This window comes from Paenibacillus sp. KS-LC4 (genome assembly GCF_036894955.1).
Classification (GTDB): Bacteria; Bacillota; Bacilli; order Paenibacillales; family Paenibacillaceae; genus Pristimantibacillus.
Map to the genome: position 1 here is coordinate 5426790 of NZ_CP145905.1, position 24241 is coordinate 5451030.

Annotated in this window: 16 protein-coding genes; 6 read left to right on the forward strand and 10 right to left on the reverse strand. The window is 47.6% G+C overall.

Annotated features, from left to right (window positions below; translation table 11 throughout):
* Positions 1-313 precede the first annotated feature (313 nt).
* The 10 genes from V5J77_RS22930 to V5J77_RS22975 all read right to left on the reverse strand — a co-directional run bounded on the left by V5J77_RS22930 (position 314) and on the right by V5J77_RS22975 (position 13116).
* Positions 314-664: a hypothetical protein gene (locus V5J77_RS22930; protein ID WP_338553154.1), complete on the reverse strand. Its 351-nt coding sequence runs from the start codon at positions 662-664 to the stop codon at positions 314-316.
* Positions 665-1403: 739 nt separating this feature from the next.
* Complete coding sequence (locus V5J77_RS22935; protein WP_338553155.1) at positions 1404-2708, reverse strand: S1 family peptidase; 1305 nt, start codon at positions 2706-2708, stop codon at positions 1404-1406.
* Between the two features lie 938 nt (positions 2709-3646).
* Positions 3647-5110, reverse strand: coding sequence for a DEAD/DEAH box helicase (locus V5J77_RS22940; protein WP_338557011.1), 1464 nt, complete (start codon positions 5108-5110; stop codon positions 3647-3649).
* Between the two features lie 78 nt (positions 5111-5188).
* Positions 5189-5707: a DinB family protein gene (locus V5J77_RS22945; protein WP_338553156.1), complete on the reverse strand. Its 519-nt coding sequence runs from the start codon at positions 5705-5707 to the stop codon at positions 5189-5191.
* Positions 5708-6031: 324 nt separating this feature from the next.
* Positions 6032-7876: an oligopeptide ABC transporter substrate-binding protein gene (locus tag V5J77_RS22950; protein ID WP_338553157.1), complete on the reverse strand. Its 1845-nt coding sequence runs from the start codon at positions 7874-7876 to the stop codon at positions 6032-6034.
* Between the two features lie 20 nt (positions 7877-7896).
* Entirely contained in the window at positions 7897-8787 is an 891-nt protein-coding gene (locus tag V5J77_RS22955) for an ABC transporter permease (protein ID WP_338553158.1), read from the reverse strand.
* A 21-nt stretch (positions 8788-8808) separates the two neighbouring features.
* Complete coding sequence (gene opp4B, locus V5J77_RS22960; RefSeq protein WP_338553159.1) at positions 8809-9771, reverse strand: oligopeptide ABC transporter permease; 963 nt, start codon at positions 9769-9771, stop codon at positions 8809-8811.
* A 2-nt stretch (positions 9772-9773) separates the two neighbouring features.
* Positions 9774-10712, reverse strand: a complete 939-nt coding sequence (locus V5J77_RS22965) for an ATP-binding cassette domain-containing protein (protein WP_338553160.1) — start codon at positions 10710-10712, stop codon at positions 9774-9776.
* Positions 10699-11715 (reverse strand): ABC transporter ATP-binding protein, encoded by a 1017-nt coding sequence (locus V5J77_RS22970; RefSeq protein ID WP_338553161.1) that lies wholly within the window; start codon positions 11713-11715, stop codon positions 10699-10701. Before V5J77_RS22970 ends, V5J77_RS22965 begins: the two co-directional genes overlap by 14 nt.
* A gap of 588 nt (positions 11716-12303) precedes the next feature.
* Positions 12304-13116, reverse strand: a complete 813-nt coding sequence (locus tag V5J77_RS22975; protein WP_338553162.1) for an undecaprenyl-diphosphate phosphatase — start codon at positions 13114-13116, stop codon at positions 12304-12306.
* A 148-nt stretch (positions 13117-13264) separates the two neighbouring features.
* Here V5J77_RS22975 and V5J77_RS22980 point away from each other — a divergent pair, with 148 nt between their 5' ends.
* The 6 genes from V5J77_RS22980 (at position 13265) to V5J77_RS23005 (ending at position 24130) form a co-directional block, all read left to right on the forward strand.
* Positions 13265-14020, forward strand: coding sequence for an exodeoxyribonuclease III (locus tag V5J77_RS22980; protein ID WP_338553163.1), 756 nt, complete (start codon positions 13265-13267; stop codon positions 14018-14020).
* Positions 14021-14254: 234 nt separating this feature from the next.
* Positions 14255-15589 carry an Ig-like domain-containing protein gene (locus V5J77_RS22985; RefSeq protein WP_338553164.1) on the forward strand — a complete coding sequence of 445 codons (1335 nt, stop codon included), beginning with the start codon at positions 14255-14257 and terminating at the stop codon, positions 15587-15589.
* A 74-nt stretch (positions 15590-15663) separates the two neighbouring features.
* A complete protein-coding gene (locus tag V5J77_RS22990) occupies positions 15664-17595 on the forward strand; it encodes an S-layer homology domain-containing protein (RefSeq protein WP_338553165.1) in 1932 nt (643 codons plus the stop codon).
* Between the two features lie 184 nt (positions 17596-17779).
* Positions 17780-19117, forward strand: a complete 1338-nt coding sequence (locus tag V5J77_RS22995; RefSeq protein ID WP_338553166.1) for an Ig-like domain-containing protein — start codon at positions 17780-17782, stop codon at positions 19115-19117.
* 72 nt (positions 19118-19189) lie between these two features.
* A complete protein-coding gene (locus V5J77_RS23000) occupies positions 19190-21121 on the forward strand; it encodes an S-layer homology domain-containing protein (RefSeq protein WP_338553167.1) in 1932 nt (643 codons plus the stop codon).
* A gap of 165 nt (positions 21122-21286) precedes the next feature.
* Positions 21287-24130, forward strand: coding sequence for an Ig-like domain-containing protein (locus V5J77_RS23005; protein WP_338553168.1), 2844 nt, complete (start codon positions 21287-21289; stop codon positions 24128-24130).
* Positions 24131-24241 lie beyond the last annotated feature (111 nt).

Consider the following 24241-nt stretch of genomic DNA (forward strand, 5'->3'; position numbering starts at 1 on the left):
TTATACGAACCATACCCTAGCTGCACAGGGGCTTCAAACCTTCTTTTAAATGAATACCATTAGACCATGACCTGAAAACACATATCTGTTGAGGATTGGGATTGACTGAACGTTTTGATGGCGGAAGTGTGTAGGCGAGCATGCAAGTGGGACTTTATGGATGAAGTGTCGCACTTAGCTTGACAAACCGTCATTTGCTAAATCTTCAATTCGGCCAACTTCCATTTGATTTCCAACCCACTGCTTCCAATAACAGCTTCCTGAATTTAATCGACTTAATATAATCTACCCATATTGGCAGCTACCTATAGGCCTACTCCAATAAAGTTACATCTGTAACTTCAAAAGTTCTATTCTTGTCACTTATGTTTACTTTACTATTAAAATTAACTTTAATTGAATCTCCAACGGAAAAATCAGTTATTTTTAATTCTTGATTACTATTACTCTTCATTTTAGTATCCTCATTAATAATTACTGAACACAAATAACCTAAGCTGTTCCTCGAATCATTATCACTTTTGTTTACTTCTTCAGTACAATCAAAATAAAATTGATTGTTCTCTATCTTCTCAATATTTTTAGTAAGCGAATCAATTTCAACTGTCTTGCCACACGCACATAAAAATATACAAAGCACTAAAGTAAATAATCCATTTTTCATTGGAAATCTCCTCATATAAACGTACTTGTAATATTTATTTTTTTACATTTAATCCAAAAAAAAAAAAAAAAAAAAAAAAAATGAAAATAATCAAAATGAATTTCCAGTTGGGACCTTAACTAGTGGGTATGGCCGAACCCGTGACGAAGCCCCAAGGGCTAGGAACGGAAGTAGGGGCCGATGCTTTAGAGGACTCCAGCTTCCGCATCTCTGCGTTACCGTTTCACGGCTTTACCTCGGATGAGAAAGCTGGAACAAATCATCCTTCTTATTCTGAAGACTGTTTTTTTATCTGCACTTATTTGTCATGCGCACTTTTAATACTTTATATCTATAACCGCTAGATGGTTCATGCCCTATTGTTAATAACCGGCTTTAGACTCCTCAGACCAACCTGTGGAACATGGGATCAACAAGCTCACCGCAGGATATTTCTTACTCTCCTTGCGAAACGATCAGTATTGCTGTTAAAGCCTGCTATCTGTGATCCATCACTCATGTTCTAACCATTGGTTGCGCCGCCGCATACGTTCTGGTGAGTAACATCCCATTAATTGTCGAACGAGTGCAGTTGGGTGCTTAAAGTAATCTGTCTAAGAGTAGTCCTAGAGATAATTTAATATGCGAAATAAAAAACACAACCATTTAGACCATGTAAATAAAAGCTCCAAATGGTTGATTAAGTCCTTTAAATAGTATAGCAAACAGGAAGGAAACAAACACTTATGCAACGTAAAAACTAAAATAAGATATGAACAGCTCCACCGTAGGAAGAGGCTAGATCACTCATTACGTATTCCAGATGCGAATATACTCCGTCACTACCGGAGTACCCTTTATTTACTCCTTTAAGAGTAGTACCTCCATAAACAGTTCCGCCACTATCGCCACCAACCGAAGTATAACTTGCTTTTCTTAATTTTGTAAATGTAGTGCCTGAAAAAGTAGCAGAATAATTTTTACTATTTAGGGTACCGCATGAAACCGAATTTGTATCTGAAGATGCACCTGACATACAAATAGCCTCACCCACTACATCTTCGGAAGCATTTTGTGTCCTGTCATATTTATCATTCGTAGAAGCTGTTTTATATATACCTCCACCTGTATAATCTACTGAAGATGGGCCACCACCTACCATTCCAGCATCGGTATTTCCACTATTTTTATAATAAACCATCGATCCAATTGAATTTGTCCCTTGTTGATAATTAGTTCCATAGCAATGGCCAGCTGTAACTGCAAACTTTGCACCATTAGGGGGCTTAACCATAAAACCTACCGAACATTTATAAGATGATGAATTGCTTGTATAGGTTATTTTTAATCCACCTTTCATTGTAGAAGAAGTAGTTGCACGATTACTATTTCCACTTTCCTCAGCTTCTTGTATGTTAAGCATATTTCCAAATAAGTTTTCCAACACCTTTTTTTTCTCTTCAGTTACCATAACTACTCCAACATTAACTCTTTGGTTAATAACATCCGTATATACTTGATTAACCATAATGTTTTGTCTTTTTAGATACTCTAGATTTTCATTAATTTTAGTAACTGTTTCGTCTAGATCACTTTCACTATATGAGATAGTTTCAATTCGATATTTATACTCTCCAGTAAATAAAGGATCTATTAACGTTTCAAGATTTTCTAACTTGAACAATCCTTTGTTCTTTACTCCAATATGATAAGTCCCATTATTACTCTGATCAATATATAGCGTATATTCACTTCCAAGTTTTTCGTCCAGAATTGTTGTGAGAGCCGAATTCACTTTCTCTTGATATTCAATCCTTAGATTTAACTTTGCTTCTTCAGTTGGTGACAAGTGTACACCATACTTTCCAACTTCATTATTCTTAATTGTATTTTGAACGGTTACAAGACTACTGTCTAAACCAAATTCCTTTCTGAATTTTAACTCATTTGATTCAGCTTTACTTAAAATATTCACACTCTCTTCTGCCTTTACTACACTAGACCCCAAAATTGTACCGTAGCCACTTGGTATTAAACTAACCATCATAACTAAAACAACTAACAAGTAAAACATCTTCTTCCTCAAACTTAACAACCCCAAATTTTTATAATAATACAAACAACACCTTAATAATACATTATGAAAGCGATATGTAGAATAGTTAATATTCCTTATTTGTAAAAAATTTGTTTTTTTGCTTATGTACCCTCCATCACTAGCTTTGCATTAATGTTCTCAGAAGACAGATTGTAATATGAAGTGCGGCACCTAAAAATGACCTATGACTGATTCATGTGTAGAATGAAAATACCACACATCCTACATGGGAGAATCAGCTATGAGCTGCCAACAGCTTACCTCAAGCGAGCGAAGCCCGCTAGAAGTACTCGATCAATCGGGATGCTTCGCTAGAGGCACTGCGCATAAGCTCGAGCGTCGTCATTCCAGCATATCCCGTGAGCTCAAACATCAGGGAATAGAAGAATCTTACTATGCGAATCGAGCGCAGGAATCATACACAACCAAGCGAGCAAGTCGTAAACCATCGGGTAAATGGAATACCGAAAGGCAGCGGCACATCTCGATGAAGCTCGCAGCGCAGAAACCTGGTCTCCTCAACAGTTTGAAGGCAGGATGAAACGGACAAGCCCTAGCTTCGTGTAAGTCATAAAACGATCTACCGATGGCTATACCAAGGATGGCAAGTTAAAGCTTTTCTAAGGAATAAGGGGGAAACATCGTCAATCCCTAGAGAAATGCGGACGCTTTACGATCGGGTTATCCATCCCAGCGCTCCAAAGAAATACGTCAGTGAGAAGCCTTCGGACATTCGGAAATGGATACGGTTGTTTCTAGTCGCGGAAAAAGAAAAGCTTGCGTTATGGTTGAAGTGTCGCATCTGACTAGACAATCCGCCCATAAAAAACATCTAACAATGCTCCTCAATAGTTTAAATGAAACAATGTGAGAAATTCGATAGATGACTTAACATTTTAAGGCTACTACAATTTCCGCGCTGGCTGCACCTTAAGCAGCTTGCCTTTAACCGTCGTAGTTTTCATCGCTTGCAGCACGAGGTTGCCTTTGCCATTCAAAATCTCGACATAGGTCTTGTTGTCCTCAATCGTAATTATGCCGATATCGACAGCTGTCATACCCTCGATCTTCGCAATGGTACCGACGAAATCAACCGCTCTGAGCTTGTTTTTCTTGCCGCCGTTGAAATGCAGCTTGAGGATGTCCGCACTCAGCTGTGACTTTTTGTCTTGCTTCAATTCGGGACTTGCTTTCAGCTTCAGCTCAAAGCTTTCCCGGCGGCTGTCCACGATATTTTCGGGCGGAGCCTCTACCTGCCGTATTTTAAACCCGATGTACGCCTCAACATTCGCGAGAAAAGAATCCTCATTCGGCGTCACGAACGAGATCGCCTTGCCCTTGTTGCCAGCTCGTCCAGTTCTCCCCGCGCGGTGGACATAGCTTTCCTTCTCCATCGGAAAATCATAGTTGATCACATGGGTAATCCGATCAATATCAATGCCTCGCGCCGCTACATCAGTCGCTACCAAATAACGGAACTCACCTCTGCGGAACTCACCCATGACCCGATTGCGGTCATCCTGCTCCATGCCGCCATGAATTTTGCCAATCGGATAACCGAGCTGGGTCAGCTCACGCTGCACCTCATCGACATTCACCTGAGTCCGGCAATAAATAATGCAGCTATCCGGGCTTTCCATCACGGTCACATCCTGCAGCAATTGCAGCTTGCGATTATCCCGTACCGTATACAGAGAATGCTCGATTTCAGCCTTCGTACTGCCCTCTCCTTTCATTTCAATATCAACAGGATCATTCATGTAACGATGGCACAGCCGCTCTACATCCTTCGGCAGCGTAGCGGAGAACAGCAGCGTCACCCGCTCCTTGGGCAGCTCCTGAATAATCATTTCCAGCTGCTCGATGAAGCCCATGCTCAGCATTTCGTCCGCCTCGTCAATGACGAGGAAGCGCAGCTTGTCCAGGTCAATCGTATCTTTTTCAATATGATCCATAATGCGGCCCGGCGTACCGACGACCACATGATTTTTTTGCGTTAGCTGCATGCGCTGCGGGGCAAAGGGCTGCTTGCCATAAATAGCCGTCGCTTTAATTCTCTTGTAGCGGCCTATGTTCGTAATATCCTCGGTTACTTGATCAGCAAGCTCGCGGGTCGGTGTCAATATGAGCGCCTGCGGCCGATTTTCGTCCCACTCGACCATTTCACAGATTGGAATGCCGTAGGCTGCCGTCTTGCCGCTGCCCGTATGCGACTTGACCGTATGCGACTTGACCGTAAGATCGCGCTTGCTCAGCGCAATTGGAATTACCTCGCGTTGTACAAGAGTCGGCTGCTTGTAGCCTAAGCTATCCAGCGCCCGGGTAATGTCTTCACTTAATAAATAATCCTTAAAGCTTGCTTCACTCATCATAGAGCTCCTTTGGTGACTGTTATTTAGGCAAGTGTAAACGGCTGAAGCCGTCCTGTAGCGGCAAAGCTTCCGTTTCTAGTCAATGAAATATCGTTCCTTCAAAACGTTCAAATGGTGCAGCTCGTGACCAGCGATAATGTAGGCGAGAGCCAGTGCCGTTACCTCAGAATTGCTTGCGTTGCCGCGCCGTGCCAGCTCCTCATCGGAAAGCTTGCTAAGCAGCTTAAGCGTCGATTGCCTGATTACCCGATATTCCTCGGTCAGCTCCTGAATCGTATACTCGCTAAACCTCGCGCCCGCCACAAACACCTCCTGCTCAAAGCCAGGCAGCGGCGTCGTATCGCCCCGCGACACCCGCAGCAGGCGATAGCTCATGACGCGCTCGGTATCATTAATATGGCCAATGACTTCCTTTATGCTCCATTTGCCCTCTGCGTATTTAAAGTCGCCGCGCTCCTCTGGGATGCTCGCGAGCAGCTCGCTTGTCGTATCGTAAGCCGCAAGCAGCACATCCTTAATGCTGCCTTCCGGCACCTTTTCAATGTACGTTTGATAAAAAGGGTTATAGTCATGAATAGAAGGTCGATTGCTCATATTCGTTACCTGCCTCTCTTTATTTTCAAAGCTTTAGTTTCAGAGATTGTAGCATTCCAGCCCCTGTTTGAAAAGAGCGCTGCCGCTTCCTCCCCGCTGCAACCGCAAAGCGGGCTGCTCCCCAAGGCGGAATCCTCCGCCCTAGTGAACAGCCCTCATCTAACAGGTGGACTTTAGCCCCGCCTGTTAGCTTTTTTCGCTACTCTAAGGAGCTGCGAGGAATTTAGTACCCGCTTTTGTTGACAAAATCTCCACGGTTTTGGGAGTTTTGTCAATAAATTAGCGGTACTTTATTTCGTCGCAGTCTCCAAGCTCTATTATACGCTATTTCGTTGCCACAACCGGTTTATCCTGCGAAACCGCCAGCTGATACAAATAGATGCCTGTGCCGTCGCCAATCGCATAGTTCATAATCCGCTTGTTGACAGGGGAAAGCTCAGAGCGGTACAGCGTCGGGAATACCGGCACCTGATCCACCATGTATTGCTGCCATTCCTTATAAATGCCTTGGCGTACCGCTACATCAAAGGCTTTCTCCGAGACACCCTCGGCAAGCAGCCTGCTGTTCTCCTCCGTCTCAAAACGCGGGAAGTTATAAAGCGCATCCTTGCCATATAGACCAGCCGGATCGACATCAATACCAACCGACCATGCTGCTTGATAAACATCAACCGAAGGATCATCATCACCATTAGAGCCAACACGATCGTAGAAGGAGTTGAACTCGACCATCTCAAGGTTGACCTTCAGACCGATTGCCGCCCATGATTGCACATAATAACGGGCAAGCGGCTCCGCAATGTCTCCGCCCGTCATCGAAATAAAGTTAATGACCAGCTCGCTGCCATCCGGATTGGTGCGGAATTCGCCGTTCAATTTGTAGCCTGCGTCATCCAGCAGCTTTTTCGCCGCTTCCGGATCATAGGTTACACCTTTGTTCGTAGAATCATGGAATTCTGGGTGGGACGGTGGAATTAGCGTTGTCGCATTCCAGCGCAGACCGTGATAGAACTTTTTGCCGACAGCATCGTTGTCCACTGCCTGCCACATCGCCTTACGCAAATTCACATCGCCCATTTTCGCTTTATCATTCGGCTTAACAACCTTTGCTTCTTTATCCCACGTACCAAGCTTAAAGCCGATATACGTATACGCGCGGTCAATCATGCCGAGAAACTCGACGTTCGACATGTTCGCATTGTCCGGATATTGGTCAACCGGGAAGGAATCGACGAGATCAACACCGCCGCTCTCAAGCTGCTGTACAACCGTCGTTGGGTTGATGACCTTCAGCACAACCTCATCCAACACGGGCTCTCCGCGCCAATAATCCGCATTTTTCTCGTACACAACGGACTCGCCTGGTACAATTGATTTCACTTTAAAAGGACCGAAGCCGATCGGCTTCTCGCGCACTTCCTTGGAGGCGGACATTTTCGCTACGTCCATATCGCCAAAAATATGCTTTGCCAGTGGATATATCCAAACGCCGCCCGTCAGCAGGGACGGTGTAGACTGAATATACGTAATTTGCAGCTTCTTGTCTCCAAGCACCTTAATGCCGGAAATCGTTTTGGCCTTGCCGTCATGGTAGTCCTGCATGCCTTCGATATTCGTAAAATTGGAATCGTAGCGCGGGCCGTCATAAGCTTTGTTGCCAATAACCTCATGCGCGAACAGCCAATCCTCAGCCTTTACCGGCTTGCCGTCCTGCCAGTTCACATTGTCGCGAATCGTAAAGGTAAATGTTCGGCCATCCTCAGCAACCTCATAGGTCGCTGCGCCATCATTCGTATAGACGTAGTTCGCATCCCAAGTCAATAGTCCCTCGTCAAACCACTGGAGCACCATCGCATCCGGGTTGCCCGAATAGAAATTGTAGTTCAGCGTACCTTCAAATGGTGTATCGGACACCAAGCCGTAGGTGACAGAGCCACCCTTCAGCGCTGTACCTTCATTAATTTTCACCTTGTTAAAATCCTCAATAGAATAAAGACCATCCTCTTCAGCCGGTGCTGCACTTGCGCTGGCCGCAGGCTCCGCGCTCGCCCCGGGACTTGCACTCTCTGACACCCCGCTTCCGCCATTTGATGTACATGCCCCCAGCATGAGCGCGAGCACAAGCATCAGCGCAACGAATACATACCTTGCCCCCATAACCTTTCTCATTAAACCATCTCCTCCTTTTATTAGCCTTTTCTTTGTCTTGCGTCCGTCGCGCGCTTCAGCGCTTGACCAACATTATTTATACTCAACATCAATACCAAAATCAGCACTGACGCGGGTAACCAGATCCACCATCTGCTCTCCAGGGTTTGCGGGTTTCTCGCATAGCTGACTAAGGTACCGAGGCTCGGCGTGCTTTCAGGAAAGCCAAAGCCAAGAAAGGAAAGGCCGGATTCAAGACCGATGTTCGCTGCCAGATTCAGTGTCATCGTCACAATAATAATGGAGCTGAGATTCGGCAGCAGCTGGGTAAACATGATTTTGAGGTGGGAGGAGCCGAGCGTTCTGGACGCCTGGATGTAATCCAGCTCGCGCTCCTGCAGCGCCTTCGACCGAATCAGCCGGGCAATGCCCATCCACAGAAATGCCGTCATAATGAGCGAGAACGAAATAATGCTGTATTTAGGCACAGCGGTTACGAACGCAATAACGATCATGAGCGTCGGCAAAATCATAAAGAAATCGACAAAGCGCATAAACACATTATCTATGCTGCCGCCAAAATAACCTGACAGCAGTCCAATCAGAATGCCGACTATTCCGGTCATCAGCGTCACAATAATGCCGATGGACAAGGAGTTGCGCGTACCGATGATCAGCTGCCCAAATACGTCGCGGCCGCCATAGTCCGTCCCCAGCCAAAACTCGGCGGAAGGCGGCTTGTACAGCGAGAACAAATCAACGGTCACGATCTGCTTCTGATCCAGCACAAGCGAAATGCCATAAACAAAGATAATGATGAGTCCTAGAAAAAGAAAGGAAGCAAATGCTACCTTATCGCGAATAATTTCCCGCCAAATGATTTTCCAGCCGGAGGGGCTTCGGTCCGTCTCGGCGGTTGCAAGCTTGCTCATCGTTTAAGCCTCCCTGCGCGCTTATTTAATCCGAATTCGGGGATCAACAAGGCTCAAAATGATATCCGATATCAAAGCTCCCAAAATAGATGCGACTCCATACAGCATGACCAGCGCCGTCACGACGCTGAAATCCCGCAGGGAGATGGAGCTAAGGAAGAGCTGGCCCATGCCGGGATAGCTGAAGATGCTCTCGATAAAGACGGTGCCCCCGATCAAGCCCGTAATCTCATAGCCGAAAAAAGCGGCAATCGGCAGCAGCGAGTTGCGCAATATATGGCGATTGTAGACGCGGGACTCCGAAGCACCCTTGGCCCTTGCAGTCAAAATAAAATCCCGCTGCTTCGTATCAATAATTTCGCTGCGCAGCAGCTGTACCGTCGTGACGGTCGTAATCAGCGCCATCGACAAGGCGGGGAGCAGCAAATGATAGATTTTGCTGATTACATAGGCAGCCGTGCCAGGCTCCGTTCCCGGCTTGACGCTGCCGCCTGTAGGGAACCATTCGAAGTGGAAGCCGAACAGCCATAGCATGACCAAGCCAAAAATAAACAGCGGTGCAGCAAAGCCCAAATAGGTGTAGCCCGTAATCATGCGATCTGCCCAAGTATCGTTGTAGCGGCCACTCGTAATGCCGAGCGGAATTGCGATTAAGTACGTCAATATCAGCGTAGCGACCGACAGCCAGATCGTATTAAAAATGCGCTGGCCAATGAGCTCGGACACGGGCATCTTGAAGCGGAACGATTGTCCAAAGTCGCCTTGCAGCGCATGGATCACCCAGTTCCAGTACTGCACATGCCAAGGATCGTTCAGGCCAAGCCGCTCGCGCTGCGCCTCCAGCGCCGCTGGATCAAGGCTCGGATCAACAAGGCCGGTGAGCGCATCGCCAGGCATCGCTTTAGCGAGCAAGAAGACGAGAACGCTAAGCAAAAATAATTGCGGAATCATAATAAATATACGGCGAACAATCGTTTTCCACATCGCTATCCACCTTTCCCAGGCAGAGCTACCAGATGCGTGCTTGAGATCGGCCTTAGAGAATAGGCCAGGCCCTCTTCGTCAAAATAGTCTCTGTAGGCTTGATCATATTCGGCTTTTACCGCTGCTCTAAACTGTTGCTGCTTCTCTCGCTGTGTAGGGTCGATATCAGGGATGGCTGCAAGGAGCCTCTTGGTGTAAATATGCTGAGGGGTATGAAAAATATCTGAGGTGGTGCCTTGCTCCACATGTCTGCCCTTGTACATAATGCCGATGTGATCGCACATATGCCTTATAATTCCAAGGTCGTGACTGATAAACAAGTACGTGAGGTTTAATTCCTTCTGGATGTCTTGCATAAAATTAAGCACCTGCGCCTGAACGGATACGTCCAGCGCCGATACGGGCTCATCAGCAATAATCAGCTTTGGCTTTAAGGCAATTGCCCTAGCGATCCCGATCCGCTGCCGCTGGCCGCCGGAAAACTCATGCGGATATTTATAGATCGTCTCTGCGCTTAAGCCTACCTGCTCCAGCAGCTCTCGCACACGCCGCTTCTCTTCCTGCGGAGACAGCCGCTCGAAGTTGCGCAGCGGCTCCGCCACGATGTCGATGACGCGCTTCTTCGGATTAAGCGAGGAATACGGATCTTGAAAAATCATTTGAACATCGCGGCGAGCATTCAGCAAGCTTCTCCTGCCGCCCTCGCTTAAGTCCTTCCCTTCAAAAATGACGCTGCCGGACGTAATCGCATTCAGGCCGATGATCGCCCGCCCCGTCGTCGTCTTGCCCGAGCCGGACTCGCCAACAAGTCCGTAGGTGCTGCCCTGCTCAATCGACAAGCTTACGCCGTCAACCGCTTTGACCTCGCCAACCGCTCTGCCGAATATACCGCCGCGAATCGGAAAATGAACCTTTAAATCCTTAATATCAAGAAGCGCCATAGTCAGCCCCCTTCCCGTCCACTTTAGGAAAATAAAAAGTCCGATAGCAGGTGCAGCGGACGAAATGACCGGGACTTACTTCGTGCATCACAGGCTCCGCCTCATGCGCCGCTTCCTGCATCCACGGAATGCGGGAGCGGAAGCGACAGCCTTCGCGGGGCAGCTTCTGCAAGGAGGGCACGATGCCCTGAATGACATGCAGCCGAGACTTCTCGGCACTGGCGGCCGGAATCGAGCTGAGCAGCGACTTTGTATAAGGATGCTGCGCATTCGAAATGAGCGTATAAATATCAGCGATTTCCACAATCTGCCCTGCGTACATCACCGCTACGCGATCCGCCATTTCCGCCACGACGCCGAGGTCGTGGGTAATAAGGATGATGCCGGCACCGATATCGCTCTTCAGCTTGCGGATCAGCTCCAAAATTTGCAGCTGGATCGTGACATCGAGCGCCGTTGTCGGCTCATCGGCAATGAGCAGCTCCGGCTCATTGGCAATCGCTATCGCAATGACGACGCGCTGCCTCATACCGCCTGACAGCTCATGCGGATATTGCTGATACGTATGCTCAGGACGCGGGATGCCTACCTGACCGAGCAGCTCCAGCACCTTCACCTTGCGCTGCTCCACCGTCAGCTTGTCGTTATGCAGCAGCAAGGCCTCCTCAATTTGGCTGCCAATAATCATGAGCGGATTAAGTGCCGACAGCGGGTCCTGAAAAATCATGCCCATTTCCTTGCCGCGCAGCTTATTTAACTTGCCTGGCGACAGATGAGCCAAATCCTGCCCCTTATAATAAATATGCCCTTCGATTTTCGCCCGCGTGTGGAGCCCCATAATCGAAAAGGCCAATGCGCTTTTTCCCGAGCCGGATTCGCCAACAATTGCTAAAATTTCATTTTTCCTAACGGTTAGCGAAACGTCATCCACTGCCGCAAAATAGCGGTCAGCTATACGAAAGGACGTCGTTAAATGCTCCATTCTCAGCAATTCCTCACTCACATTTAATCACCCTAACGAATTATAATTTCGAGCGTTAATTAAATTGATAATTCTGAAAATAACGAAGCGCTTGGCTCAGCCTTTCTGGCGAATCCTGCTGTTGGAAGATGACATCCTGAGCCTCAATCTATGTCACATTTTATATCATTAAGAATAGAGTTACAATACTTTTTATTTATATTTCTATCTTTTTTTAACATCTAGTTCGATTTAAGAGATAATCTTAGTCAAGTATTAACATATATGAAGTCGAATAGCTTATTTAAAACCTTAAATAAATATTCATATTTATGAATTAATTATATTATGATTTTAATATATTTTTTAATTATAATTCTTCCTGAATTTAGATATTGTGCGTTTTTCGTAAAGAAATAACGATTTTCTACTTAGAGTAGATAGGGAAAAGTTGTAAATTGTATTGAAAGCAACAAAATCTTGCTTCGCCCTCCTCTTTTTTTTATTCGCTGGCATGCATAAACGCTCATCACAAATGCTTATCATTAAAAAAGCTGGTATCCCTGTTCGGACACCAGCCAATCGAATCTTTTTTCCCGGATCTGTGCGCCCTCTCCTCCAGCAGTTATTCTAGAGGAAAATGAGCAGCAAAATGCCCGCGACAAAGCAATAATAGGAAAAATATTTTAAATTTCCGCGCGCCATAATGTTCATGAACCAGCGCATAGAATAATAGGTAACGATTAAGGTAGCTATAAAGGCAATGAGATAAGGAATCATCAGCAAGCTGCGGTTCGGATCATTCGCAATGTCCGACACGCCAAGCACTAGTCCGCCCAAGCTAATCGGTATGTATAGCATAAAAGAAAACCGCAGCGCCGTCTCCTGCTTCATGCCGACCGCAATGGACGTAATGACCGTGGAACCGGAGCGGCTAATGCCCGGAATGAGCGCTACCGCCTGCGCCAGGCCTACAATTAAAGCGTCCTTGACTGTCAGGTCGCCATCCCGCTTGCGCCCTTGCAAATTGCGGATTAGCCAGAGCGCCACGCCTGTTATGAGCAGCGATATCGCCACCGTGCGGACGGAGGAGAAATAAGACTCAATTTGATCTTTGAGCAGCAGCCCGATAATGACGGCCGGCACCGTGCCAATGACGACATACATCGCAAACAGGAAGTCGCTTTTGTAAGCTTTGTCCCGTGTTCTCATATATTTGATTGTGTTAACAATTAGCCGATTAATATCTTGGCGAAAAATGTAGCCGATCGCAATAAGCGATGCCGTGTTCGTTAAAACCTCAAAAGCTAGCCCTCGCTGTTCAACGCCGAGCAACTGCTGGGCAATAATTAAATGTCCGCTTGAGGATACAGGAATCGGCTCTGTAAAGCCCTGAATAATGCCGAGAATCAAATACTTCAGCCATAATACGAAATTGTCCATACCGTCTCCTTTGTCGCTTATATTTACCTCCCCTATCATAACGCACTCTAGTAAAGATGATCAAATCCTGTGAGTTGCCCGCTCTTTGCTATCATGGTATAACTAGCAAAAGCATGATCTTTTCTAGTTGCGAGGGGGAGAAATGGTTTTGAAGCTGGTTTCATGGAATGTTAACGGGCTGAGAGCCTGCGTGAATAAAGGGTTTATTGATTATTTTAACGAGATGGATGCCGATATTTTCTGTTTGCAGGAGACGAAGTTGCAGGAGGGGCAAATTTCATTGGAGCTAGGCGATTCGTATTCAGATTATTGGAACTATGCTGTGAAGAAGGGCTACTCCGGTACAGCCGTGTTTACGAAAACGCCGCCGCTTTCTGTCCGCTACGGCATCGAAGAAAACGAAGAGCCGGAAGGCCGCATTTTGACGCTGGAATTTAAGGACTTCTACTTGGTTAATGTCTATACGCCTAATGCCAAGCGCGATTTGCTGCGGCTGGATTATCGACTGGAATGGGAGGATCGCTTCCGTACTTATTTGCAGCAGCTTGATGCTGTGAAGCCCGTTATCGTCTGCGGCGATCTTAATGTCGCCCATCAGGAAATCGACCTCAAAAACGCCAAAGCCAACCATGGGAACTCCGGTTTTACTGCGGAAGAACGCGGGAAAATGACTGAGCTGCTGGCAGCCGGCTTTATCGACAGCTTCCGCCATCTATACCCTGACCGTACGGACGCCTATACTTGGTGGTCGTACATGCCGAAGGTCCGCGAACGGAATGTCGGCTGGCGCATTGACTATTTTCTGCTTTCGGGGCGACTCGCCCCATTGCTGAAGGATGCGGGAATTGATTCCGCTATTATGGGCAGCGACCACTGTCCGGTTCTGCTTAGTATTGATCTATAATGAAGATATTAATGAAGATATAATTGATTAAACCGTCCAATTCTGCTTGCAGCGTTGACGGTTTTTTGTATATTTTGTGTAATTCGTGTTTTTTTCGCCCTCTTTTTTCGACATTATTAGATCAATTTCGACTTCATTCACCTCCATTAGACAATTTCGTTCAGAATCGGTTCAGCCCTTTTAAGTAGAATAGAGGTAAGTATTCTACTATTCGGAACAAGGAGACTTGGACAAATGAACGATTATTGGCGCAAAATAACCGCATTATCCCTGAAAAAGGGTCCCTCTCTTTTTGTTTGTGCTGCAGTATTGGGAACCACCTTGTCACTTTCTACTCCGGCATATGCAATTCCAGAACCTTCGAACTACTTTCTTCCTGTAGTAAACAATGATCTGCATTGGGTTAAAAATGATTCCAATGCGAATGCGGGAATGGGATCAACCATTGACGTTTATGGCAGCTACATCTCATTGGATTCACAGAAGCTCTTCCCTCCATCAACGGTCATCACGATGTTGACGGTGACCTCCAGCGATACGAGCGTCGCGTCTGCGGAAAATTATTCGTCCTTCATTGACATGGAAATTTTCGGACCGGGCACGACTGAAATTAAAGTTGAAGGCCTTACCGCTGAAAATGAAAAGCTGACGGAGCACTTCCGTGTCACGGTAGACCTCTTCGCCGATACGAATAGGGATGGGGTTATTACGTCTGCGGATGCTTTTCACATCGTTCGGGAGCTAAACCGAAATTCCGTTCTTACAAATGGCGAATTCAATCTATATGATATCGACCGGGACAGGTCCGTAACGGCGGCAGATGCATCCGCCCTAATGAGCCTTTACACGGGCAAAACCGTTCTAGGCTCGTCTGAAAAATATATCGTCACCTTAAGCGCCATTGACGATGCTCCAGTTATATATAACGGCTCTTTATACGCGGATACATGGGCACCAGGGCAAACGGTTTCCGCAGACTACAACTATTTTGATCCTGAAAATGATTTTGAAGGAAACAGCGGCTTTAAATGGTTCCGCAGCTTGCAGGCTGATGGCTCAAACCCTACGGAAATCATAGGCGAAACGTCGTACAACTATACGCTTCAGCAAGACGATATCAATCATTATATATTCGCGGAAGTGACGCCAGTTGCCGAATCGGGCAATCTGCTGACGGGCCAAACGGTGCTCTTAAAATCTACATCTGTCGTGATGAGTGCTACCCCTATCATTGTTAGCCGCACACCCGAAAATAACAGTGTAAACGTCAATAGAAATGCTGATATTGTTTTTACGTTTGACAGAGAGGTTACAGCCGTTCCTGGTAAACACATTCGTTTTTATCATTACGGAATAAATGACTTTACATTGGATTATCTTGCCAATGATGATTATAATATCGTCGTTGACGGAAAAACCGTTACCATTAAATACCTATCTGGAAAACTGTCTTACGGCACGAACTATGCTCTAGTCATTGATCCGGGTGCCTTTAAAGATGCAGATGATAATGACTTTGCAGGCTACGATAATGGAGAATGGGTGTTCACGACCGATTTCCCGAGCTAGCACTGTAATCCCCATTGCAACTTCATTAAAATAATTAGCGTCATCCATCTATACTCACTTTCATGGAGGTTAATATGCAAACATTATTGAGACAAGCACCTTCCAAACGCTTTCTTCTGCTCATGCTGAGCTGCCTGCTCATGCTGCCAGCTATTTTTGTACCGACTTCTGCTCATGCTGCGTCTGACGCTCCTGCAAAGGTTACGATTACGAACACAAATGTGACAGCCGGACAATCGGCAACGGTGCCCGTTATGCTCACCGATCCAGGTGACGGCGTCGGCGCTTACAATATGCAAATCGACTTCGATCCTTCCGTGCTGAGCATTGTCAGCATTACGCCTACGCATGGAGTAGTGGCTCCAGAAGACGGCGCTCCATCAGATACTGGCTATTTCCAGTCCAACTTTGACAACACTGCTGGCTGGGCTCGCGTCATCTGGATCGATTCCACGGGCGGAAATGCGCGCATCAATGATCCAGCCCAGTTGTTCGCCATTGAAGTCAAATCGCTCAGCAGCGAAACGACAGGCACTTATCACCTGACTGTAGATACTTCGAACGATGAGAAATGGGCCATCTACCGCAGCTCATCTTACGCCGTTTCGTCTACCGTTGAAGGTGGAGACATCGTCATCTCGAAAGCCAACTCCGGCTCTGGATCAGGTTCAGGCGGCTCGTCAGGCGGCGGCTCCGCAACGCCGACTCCGACTCCTACTGCAACACCAGCTCCAACAGCGACAACCGCTCCGGTTATGGTCTACATCGACGGCAAGGAGCAGCAATATGCAACCGCCCAAACCTCTGTACAGAACGGACGCACAATGATTCAGCTTGAGGTTGACAATGAGAAGGTCATCCAGCAAATCGACACGTCGGGCATCAAGGAGCTACGACTTCCAATTCAGAGCAGCACGGCTGCGGTTGTAAACAGCGGACTGAACGGCCAGCTCGTGAAGGAGCTGGAAAAACGCGGTGCCACGGTTAAAATTGAGACGCCTTCGGCCAGCTACACCTTGCCTGCCGGCGACATCAACATTGATGCGATTTCCGCTCAGGTCGGCTCGGCTGTCAAGCTGTCTGATATTAAAATCATCATCACCATTGCCGCAGCGGACAATGCTGTCGCAAATGCCGTGCAAAACCAAGCGTCCCAGCAGGGGGTAACCCTCGTCGGCGCTCCGGTCAACTTTGAAATTATTGCGCAATACAATGGACAAAACATTAGCATCGGCCAATTTAACCATTATGTAGAGCGCTCGATCACTCTGCCTGCCGGCTCCGATGGCTCGAAGATGACAACAGGCGTCGTGCTTGGCGAGGACGGCACTCTGCGTCATGTGCCAACCTATATTTCCGTAACAGGCAGCACCTATTTCGCCAACATCAACAGCTTGACGAACAGCAGCTATGCGATTGTTTATGCCCCTGCCTCGTTCAAGGATGTTGAAAAGCACTGGAGCAAAAACGACGTGAACGATCTTGGCTCCCGCCTGATTATGAAGGGCGTATCGAGCAATGAGTTCGCGCCGAATGCTTCCATTACACGCGCTGAATTTACGGCAACCCTGCTGCGCGCGCTTGGCATTCACAAGGCTTCCGGCAGCCCTTCGGTTTCCTTCTCCGATGTGAAAGCGGGCAGCTGGTACGAGAACGAAGTGAAGCTTGCGGTATCCAATAAGCTCATTAGCGGTTATTCCGATGGCACCTTCCGTCCGAACGGACTCATCACTCGCGAAGAAGCGATGATTATTTTGAATCGCGCTCTAGCGCTCACAACCTTGCCAACCGTCAGCGATGCCGCTGAAATCAACAGCCTGCTGGCTGCTTACGGGGACAGCTCCTCGGTGTCGGGCTATGCGAAGGCTGCCGTTGCCAGCGCTTTGAAAAACGGTATTGTGCAAGGTGCTGACGGCGCTCTTAACCCGGATTCCAATGTGACTCGCGCTGAAACGGCGGCTATTGTAAAGCGCCTGCTTGTCAAAGCGGGACTGATCAACGGCTAAGCCTACTCGCAATCTTGTTAAAAAGCTGTAGGATTCCGTGCTCGGAATCCTACAGCTTTTATTAAGTACTGCTGTTTGAAATAGACTATGACGTATAGCGTCCAGATTCAGAATCTATTCAAACCTAAGTAGTAGAATAATACCAAGCAGCTTAATCATTAAGATTAAAGGAGACTTAAGACAGATGAAACATTCTTTGCGTAAACTAGTTGGGGTTTCACGCAGCAAAGGTCCTTCGCTATTGTTGTGCACCGTCGTACTAGGCTCAAGCTTATCATTGTCCGCTCTGGCTAATGCTTCATCAGAACCGTCCAATTACTTCCTGCCTGTCGTAAACAATGACATCCACTGGGTCAAGCCTACTTCTGTTTACAGCCCTATCCCCAGCGTAGGTTCAGAGATTATTACATACGACTCGTCGATCAAGCTCGATACGACAAAGCTCTTTCCTCAATCGGCTACCATCACCACGTTAAACGCTTGGTCCAGCGATACTAATGTGGCAAATGCAGCTGTGGAGCTTCCTTACATTGAGGTTACCATTTTATCTGCTGGAACGACCGAAATCCGCATGGAAGGCATTACGGCTGGCAACGAAAAGCTGACCGAGCATATTCGCGTAACGGTTGACCGCTTCGCAGATACGAACAAAGACGGCATGATTACATCGGCAGATGCACTGCTTATCGCTAGAGCCATTGAGCGGAATACAGTATTAACTGCTGGAGAAGCCAATCTATACGATATTAATCGCGACGGCAACGTCACTGCGGCTGATGCCACTGCATTGATGAATCTCTATATCGGCAAAACTAATCTGGGCTCTGAAAAATATATCATCACGTTAAGCTCCATTGACGATGCTCCTGCTGTGTATAACTCCTCCTTAAGTGTCAACGCATGGGTGTCAGGGAAGACAGCTACTGCGCAATACAGCTATTTTGACGCTGAAAATGATGCCGAGGGCAATACCCGCATAAAATGGTTCCGCGGCACGCTCTCTGACGGCTCCGACCGTACGGAAATCACCGGTGAAACGGCGAATACGTATAGCCTTCAGCAAGCCGATATCCATTATTATGTGTTCGCTGAGGTAACGCCGGTTGCTGCATCGGGCGATCTACTGACGGGACAGGCTGTCCTATTAAAGTCCGATTCTGTCGTGGCAAACGCTGCTCCTATCATTGTAAGCCGCACCCCTGTTAACGGAAGCGTTAATGTCAATCAAAATGACGATATTATTTTCACATTTGATAGAGACATGTCCGCCGTTTCTGGTAAACTTATCAGATTTTATTATACTTCAACTAATTCTGAAGCCCTTAGTTTTCCAGTAGACTATCCAGCTCATGTTGACATTAGCGGAAATACGGTGACCATTACAGGTTTAGGAATGTTCCTGGCGCCAGATACAGAATACAGCGTAATTATTGATAACGGCGCCTATGAAGACAACGATGGAAATGCCTTTGCAGGCACTGTATTTTCCGAATGGGTATTTACGACCGAAAATGTTGGTTAACGCTGTAAAGGTGGTCCAACCTCAAAATATTCATAAACCGCACTGCTACTCTTACATTCAATGGAGGTTAATATGCAAACATTATTGAAACAAGCTCCTGCTAAACGCTTTCTGCTGCTCGTGCTGAGCTGCCTGCTCGTACTGCCAGCCCTTCTTGTTCCTTCCGCCGCGCATGCTGCACCGGTCGCTCCTGCAACGGTTACGATTACGAACACAAATGTGACAGCCGGACAATCGGCAACGGTGCCCGTTATGCTCACCGATCCAGGTGACGGCGTCGGCGCTTACAATATGCAAATCGACTTCGATCCTTCCGTACTAAGCATTGTCAGCATTACGCCTACGCATGGAGTAGTGGCTCCAGAAGACGGCGCTCCATCAGATACTGGCTATTTCCAGTCCAACTTTGACAACACCGCTGGCTGGGCTCGCGTCATCTGGATCGATTCCACGGGCGGAAATGCGCGCATCAATGATCCAGCCCAGCTTTTCGCCATTGAAGTCAAATCGCTCAGCAGTGAAACGACAGGCACTTATCACCTGACTGTAGATACTTCGAACGATGAGAAATGGGCCATCTACCGCAGCTCTTCTTACGCCGTTTCGTCTACCGTTGAAGGTGGAGACATCGTCATCTCGAAAGCCAACTCCGGCTCTGGATCAGGTTCAGGCGGCTCGTCAGGCGGCGGCTCCGCAACACCGACTCCGACTCCTACTGCAACACCAGCTCCAACAGCGACAACCGCTCCGGTTATGGTCTACATCGACGGCAAGGAGCAGCAATATGCAACCGCTCAAACCTCTGTACAGAACGGACGCACAATGATTCAGCTTGAGGTTGATAATGACAAGGTCATCCAGCAAATCGACACGTCGGGCATCAAGGAGCTAAGACTTCCAATTCAGAGCAGCACGGCTGCGGTTGTAAACAGCGGACTGAACGGCCAGCTCGTGAAGGAGCTGGAAAAACGCGGTGCCACGGTTAAAATTGAGACGCCTTCGGCCAGCTACACCTTGCCTGCAGGCGACATCAACATTGATGCGATTTCCGCTCAGGTCGGCTCGACTGTCAAGCTGTCTGATATTAAAATCATCATCACCATTGCCGCAGCGGACAATGCTGTCGCAAATGCCGTGCAAAACCAAGCGTCCCAGCAGGGGGTAACCCTCGTCGGCGCTCCGGTCAACTTTGAAATTATTGCGCAATACAATGGACAAAACATTAGCATCGGCCAATTTAACCATTATGTAGAGCGCTCGATCACTCTGCCTGCCGGCTCCGATGGCTCGAAGATGACAACAGGCGTCGTGCTTGGCGAGGACGGTACTCTGCGTCATGTGCCAACCTATATTTCCGTAACAGGCAGCACCTATTTCGCCAACATCAACAGCTTGACGAACAGCAGCTATGCGATTGTTTATGCCCCTGCCTCGTTCAAGGATGTTGAAAAGCACTGGAGCAAAAACGACGTGAACGATCTTGGCTCCCGCCTGATTATGAAGGGCGTATCGAGCAATGAATTCGCGCCGAATGCTTCCATTACACGCGCTGAATTTACGGCAACCCTGCTGCGCGCGCTTGGCATTCACAAGGCTTCCGGCAGCCCTTCGGTTTCCTTCTCCGATGTGAAAGCGGGCAGCTGGTACGAGAACGAAGTGAAGCTTGCGGTATCCAATAAGCTCATTAGCGGTTATTCCGATGGCACCTTCCGTCCGAACGGACTCATCACTCGCGAAGAAGCGATGATTATTTTGAATCGCGCTCTAGCGCTCACAACCTTGCCAACCGTCAGCGATGCCGCTGAAATCAACAGCCTGCTGGCTGCTTACGGGGACAGCTCCTCGGTGTCGGGCTATGCGAAGGCTGCCGTTGCCAGCGCTTTGAAAAACGGTATTGTGCAAGGTGCTGACGGCGCTCTTAACCCGGATTCCAATGTGACTCGCGCTGAAACGGCGGCTATTGTGAAGCGTCTGCTTGTCAAAGCGGGACTGATCAACGGCTAAGCTTAATCTGTATCGTTTTAATCAGGCTGCAAAGTTCTGCCTTTAGAATTTTGCAGTCTTTTTCCTCAAATATATATTCGACAAAAAGATACTAAATTCGTTCAATCGCTTGTTCTACAAAAAAAGCATCATCTCATCAATCGGCTTACAAGGAGACCTGTACGAATGAATGACTATTGGCGTAAAATGACTACTTTTTCCCGCAGCAAAGGGCCTGCACTTATTTTGTGTGCGACGATGCTAGGAACCGCCCTGCCGCTGTCAAATGCAGCGCATGCAACTCAACTAAGCTCCAACTTTTTCACCCCCATCGTTAACAAGGACATTAGCTGGATTAAGCCTTCCTCGTCTTCCAACGCGCCATTTGGCGCTGCTATCGAGCACAACGGTTCACTGATTACATTGGATGCAGGTGTACTTTTCTCTAATGTGGCTGGACTTTCACAGCTGACGGCCTCCTCTAGTAATTCCGCCGTTGCTACAGCAAATGCTTATCAGCTTTCCACTGAATTAGAAATTTTATCTGCGGGCAGAACTACGATTACACTGGAAGCACATACCGCCAGCCTTGAGAAGCTTACAGAGCAGTTTGAGCTGACGGTAAGCCGTATCGGGGATACAACTGGCGATGGTGTTGTCACAGCCGCTGATGCTCTATACATCATGAAGGTTGTGAACAGCGGCACTGTACTGACGCCGGAAGAAATAAATCTGCTTGATATTAATCGCGATGGCGTTGTAACCGCTGCGGATGCGACCAAGCTAATGAGCAGCTATGCAGGCAAAGGTCTTTCTTCAAACAGCTCCTCCTACATCGTCACGCTTAGCGCCATAAACGATTCACCAGTGATGTACGGCGCTTCGCTCAATGGTTTGCTGAAGGCGGGCGAAAGGATGACGGTGCAATATGACTATTTTGATGCCGAAAATGACGCCGAAGCCGCATCCAGCTTCCAATGGTACCGCGGCTCACATGCTGATGGCTCGGACCGCACAGCCATTGCCGGTGCAGCTTCGGCCTCTTATCTCGTCGCGCCTGAGGATGTTGGGCTTTATTTGTTTGTCGACGCTGCCCCCGTTGCAGCAGCAGGCACAACACAGGGTCAAGCCATCACGCTGACCTCCGACACGGTGGTGCCAGATACTTCCGCACCCTATATTCAGAGCCAAGTTCCGGTTCATTTAGCGGGTGAAATCAGCGCAACTGCCGATTTAGAGCTGACAATGAATAAGCCTGTTACAGCTGTTTCCGGTAAAAAAATCTATATTACAAATACGGCAAATCCGCTTGATGTTTACGCCTACGATGCAGACGGTGCTAGTCATATCATTATAGATGGCAAAAATATAACGATTAAGCATGCCGATCTAGGCAGTGAGACGAGCTATTCCGTCACGATTGACGCTGGCGCATTCAAGGATCAGGCGGGAAATGAATTTGCAGGCATCAGCGATTCCTCGGTATGGAGCTTTACAACAGCCGATATCGCCGCTCCGCTGGTTACTCAGACCGCTCCTGTAAATCAGGAGCTGAACTACGCCTTGTCATCTGAGCTTTCCCTGACGTTTAACGAGGACATCGTTCCAGTCACAGGCAAAAAAATTACGATTCGTCAGGCCGCAGACGATGCAGTCGTGCAAACTTATACGGTATCCGAGCCCGCGCAGGTTACGATTCAAGGCGGTAAGGCGACTCTCCACCCTGAATCACAGCTTTATCCATTAACAAGCGTAACGGCTTATTACCTAGAGATTGAGGAAGGCGCATTTACAGATACACACGGAAACGCGTTTGCAGGCATAGATAATGATGCAGTCTGGACATTCCTGACCGCAGATTCGCGGACGTTAACGGCAGTCGATCTTGAGGATTTGACAGAGGATCAGCTGCGAGCTTCTGGCGGGGCTATTTTCAACGTTACCTTGGATCAGGATACCTTTAATTCAGCAGCTGACATTGGCGACTTCGAGCTCAATCATGCTCCACAAGGTATGTCTATACTGTCTGTTATGCATCTGTCTCCTAATGAAATTTGGCTCTCGGTTGATTACGACGGCACCGACTTTGATACCGATATTGCAAATTTCAGCATTACGGCCAAGGCTAGCGCTTTGACCAGCGGTCGCGAGCTTAAGACTACTGACCTGCTGATTGCAGCAACGAATGAGCTAGAAATCACGAGCCTCTCTCCTGCCAGCCAAGCGACAGATGTGAGTAAAGCTCTGACGCTCTCGCTTACGTTTAATCGGCCCGTTACAGCGACAGCAGGCCAGTCGCTTACCGTGTATAAAGCAGCGGACGATACTGTTGCCGCCAGCATCGCCCTTGATGATGCCTCCAAGGTGACGTTTAACGGCAATACGGCTAATATCCAAATAACAGGGCTGTCAGGCGCGACAGCTTATTATGTGAAGTTTGCCGCTGGAAGCTTTAAGGATGGCGATGGTCTGCCATCGACGGCAATGACTTCGAAGACGCAGTGGACGTTTACGACGGTTGCCGACGCTCCGTCATTCACAACGTCGCCCGTTTATATTTCTGAATTTTTACTTCAGGATGAACACCGAGCAGCCGTAGAAATTTATAGCAACGGCAACAACCTTACAGGCTACAGCTTATTTGTTTACGGACGCAGCACTACAAATGGACAATATTACGAGAAAGAGCTGTCTATCCCTCAGCTCATTGCGAACGGAGTCACCATTATAATAGACCCGGCGTGGTACGACTTTTTTGATTTAACCAATGCTGTCTATTACAATCTTGAAGAAAAACTTGCTCCAGAATGGGGATTTATCGTGAGCGGCATCGCTATTAAGAAAAATAGCGTAGTCGTTGATGTGGTTGGCGATATCAGCTCAAACGGCGCTTTAACAAGCACCCTTTTCCCAAGCGGCGGCACCATGGTTCGCAAATCGGGGGAAATCGGCAAGAGCCTGTACGATACGAGCCAATGGACTTTTTATCCTACAGGGACGTACCAGTATATGGGAAGTCACACGCCATAACAAACAAGAAGAAGGACGTTTTGCAAAAATCATACTTTCTCTCTATTTTGAAAAAAAACTTGCCATCCTCTTCCGAACTCGGTAGAATCGACAAAGATTATAGACATAGAA

Bases quoted from the DNA above. Each gene is read 5' to 3' on its own strand.
- V5J77_RS22930 (WP_338553154.1), bottom strand. From the start codon at position 664: ATGAAAAATGGATTATTTACTTTAGTGCTTTGTATATTTTTATGTGCG.
- V5J77_RS22940 (WP_338557011.1), bottom strand. From the start codon at position 5,110: ATGAGTGAAGCAAGCTTTAAGGATTATTTATTAAGTGAAGACATTACC.
- V5J77_RS22945 (WP_338553156.1), bottom strand. From the start codon at position 5,707: ATGAGCAATCGACCTTCTATTCATGACTATAACCCTTTTTATCAAACG.
- V5J77_RS22950 (WP_338553157.1), bottom strand. From the start codon at position 7,876: ATGAGAAAGGTTATGGGGGCAAGGTATGTATTCGTTGCGCTGATGCTT.
- V5J77_RS22955 (WP_338553158.1), bottom strand. From the start codon at position 8,787: ATGAGCAAGCTTGCAACCGCCGAGACGGACCGAAGCCCCTCCGGCTGG.
- opp4B (WP_338553159.1), bottom strand. From the start codon at position 9,771: ATGTGGAAAACGATTGTTCGCCGTATATTTATTATGATTCCGCAATTA.
- V5J77_RS22965 (WP_338553160.1), bottom strand. From the start codon at position 10,712: ATGGCGCTTCTTGATATTAAGGATTTAAAGGTTCATTTTCCGATTCGC.
- V5J77_RS22975 (WP_338553162.1), bottom strand. From the start codon at position 13,116: ATGGACAATTTCGTATTATGGCTGAAGTATTTGATTCTCGGCATTATT.
- V5J77_RS22985 (WP_338553164.1), top strand. From the start codon at position 14,255: ATGAACGATTATTGGCGCAAAATAACCGCATTATCCCTGAAAAAGGGT.
- V5J77_RS22990 (WP_338553165.1), top strand. From the start codon at position 15,664: ATGCAAACATTATTGAGACAAGCACCTTCCAAACGCTTTCTTCTGCTC.
- V5J77_RS22995 (WP_338553166.1), top strand. From the start codon at position 17,780: ATGAAACATTCTTTGCGTAAACTAGTTGGGGTTTCACGCAGCAAAGGT.
- V5J77_RS23000 (WP_338553167.1), top strand. From the start codon at position 19,190: ATGCAAACATTATTGAAACAAGCTCCTGCTAAACGCTTTCTGCTGCTC.
- V5J77_RS23005 (WP_338553168.1), top strand. From the start codon at position 21,287: ATGAATGACTATTGGCGTAAAATGACTACTTTTTCCCGCAGCAAAGGG.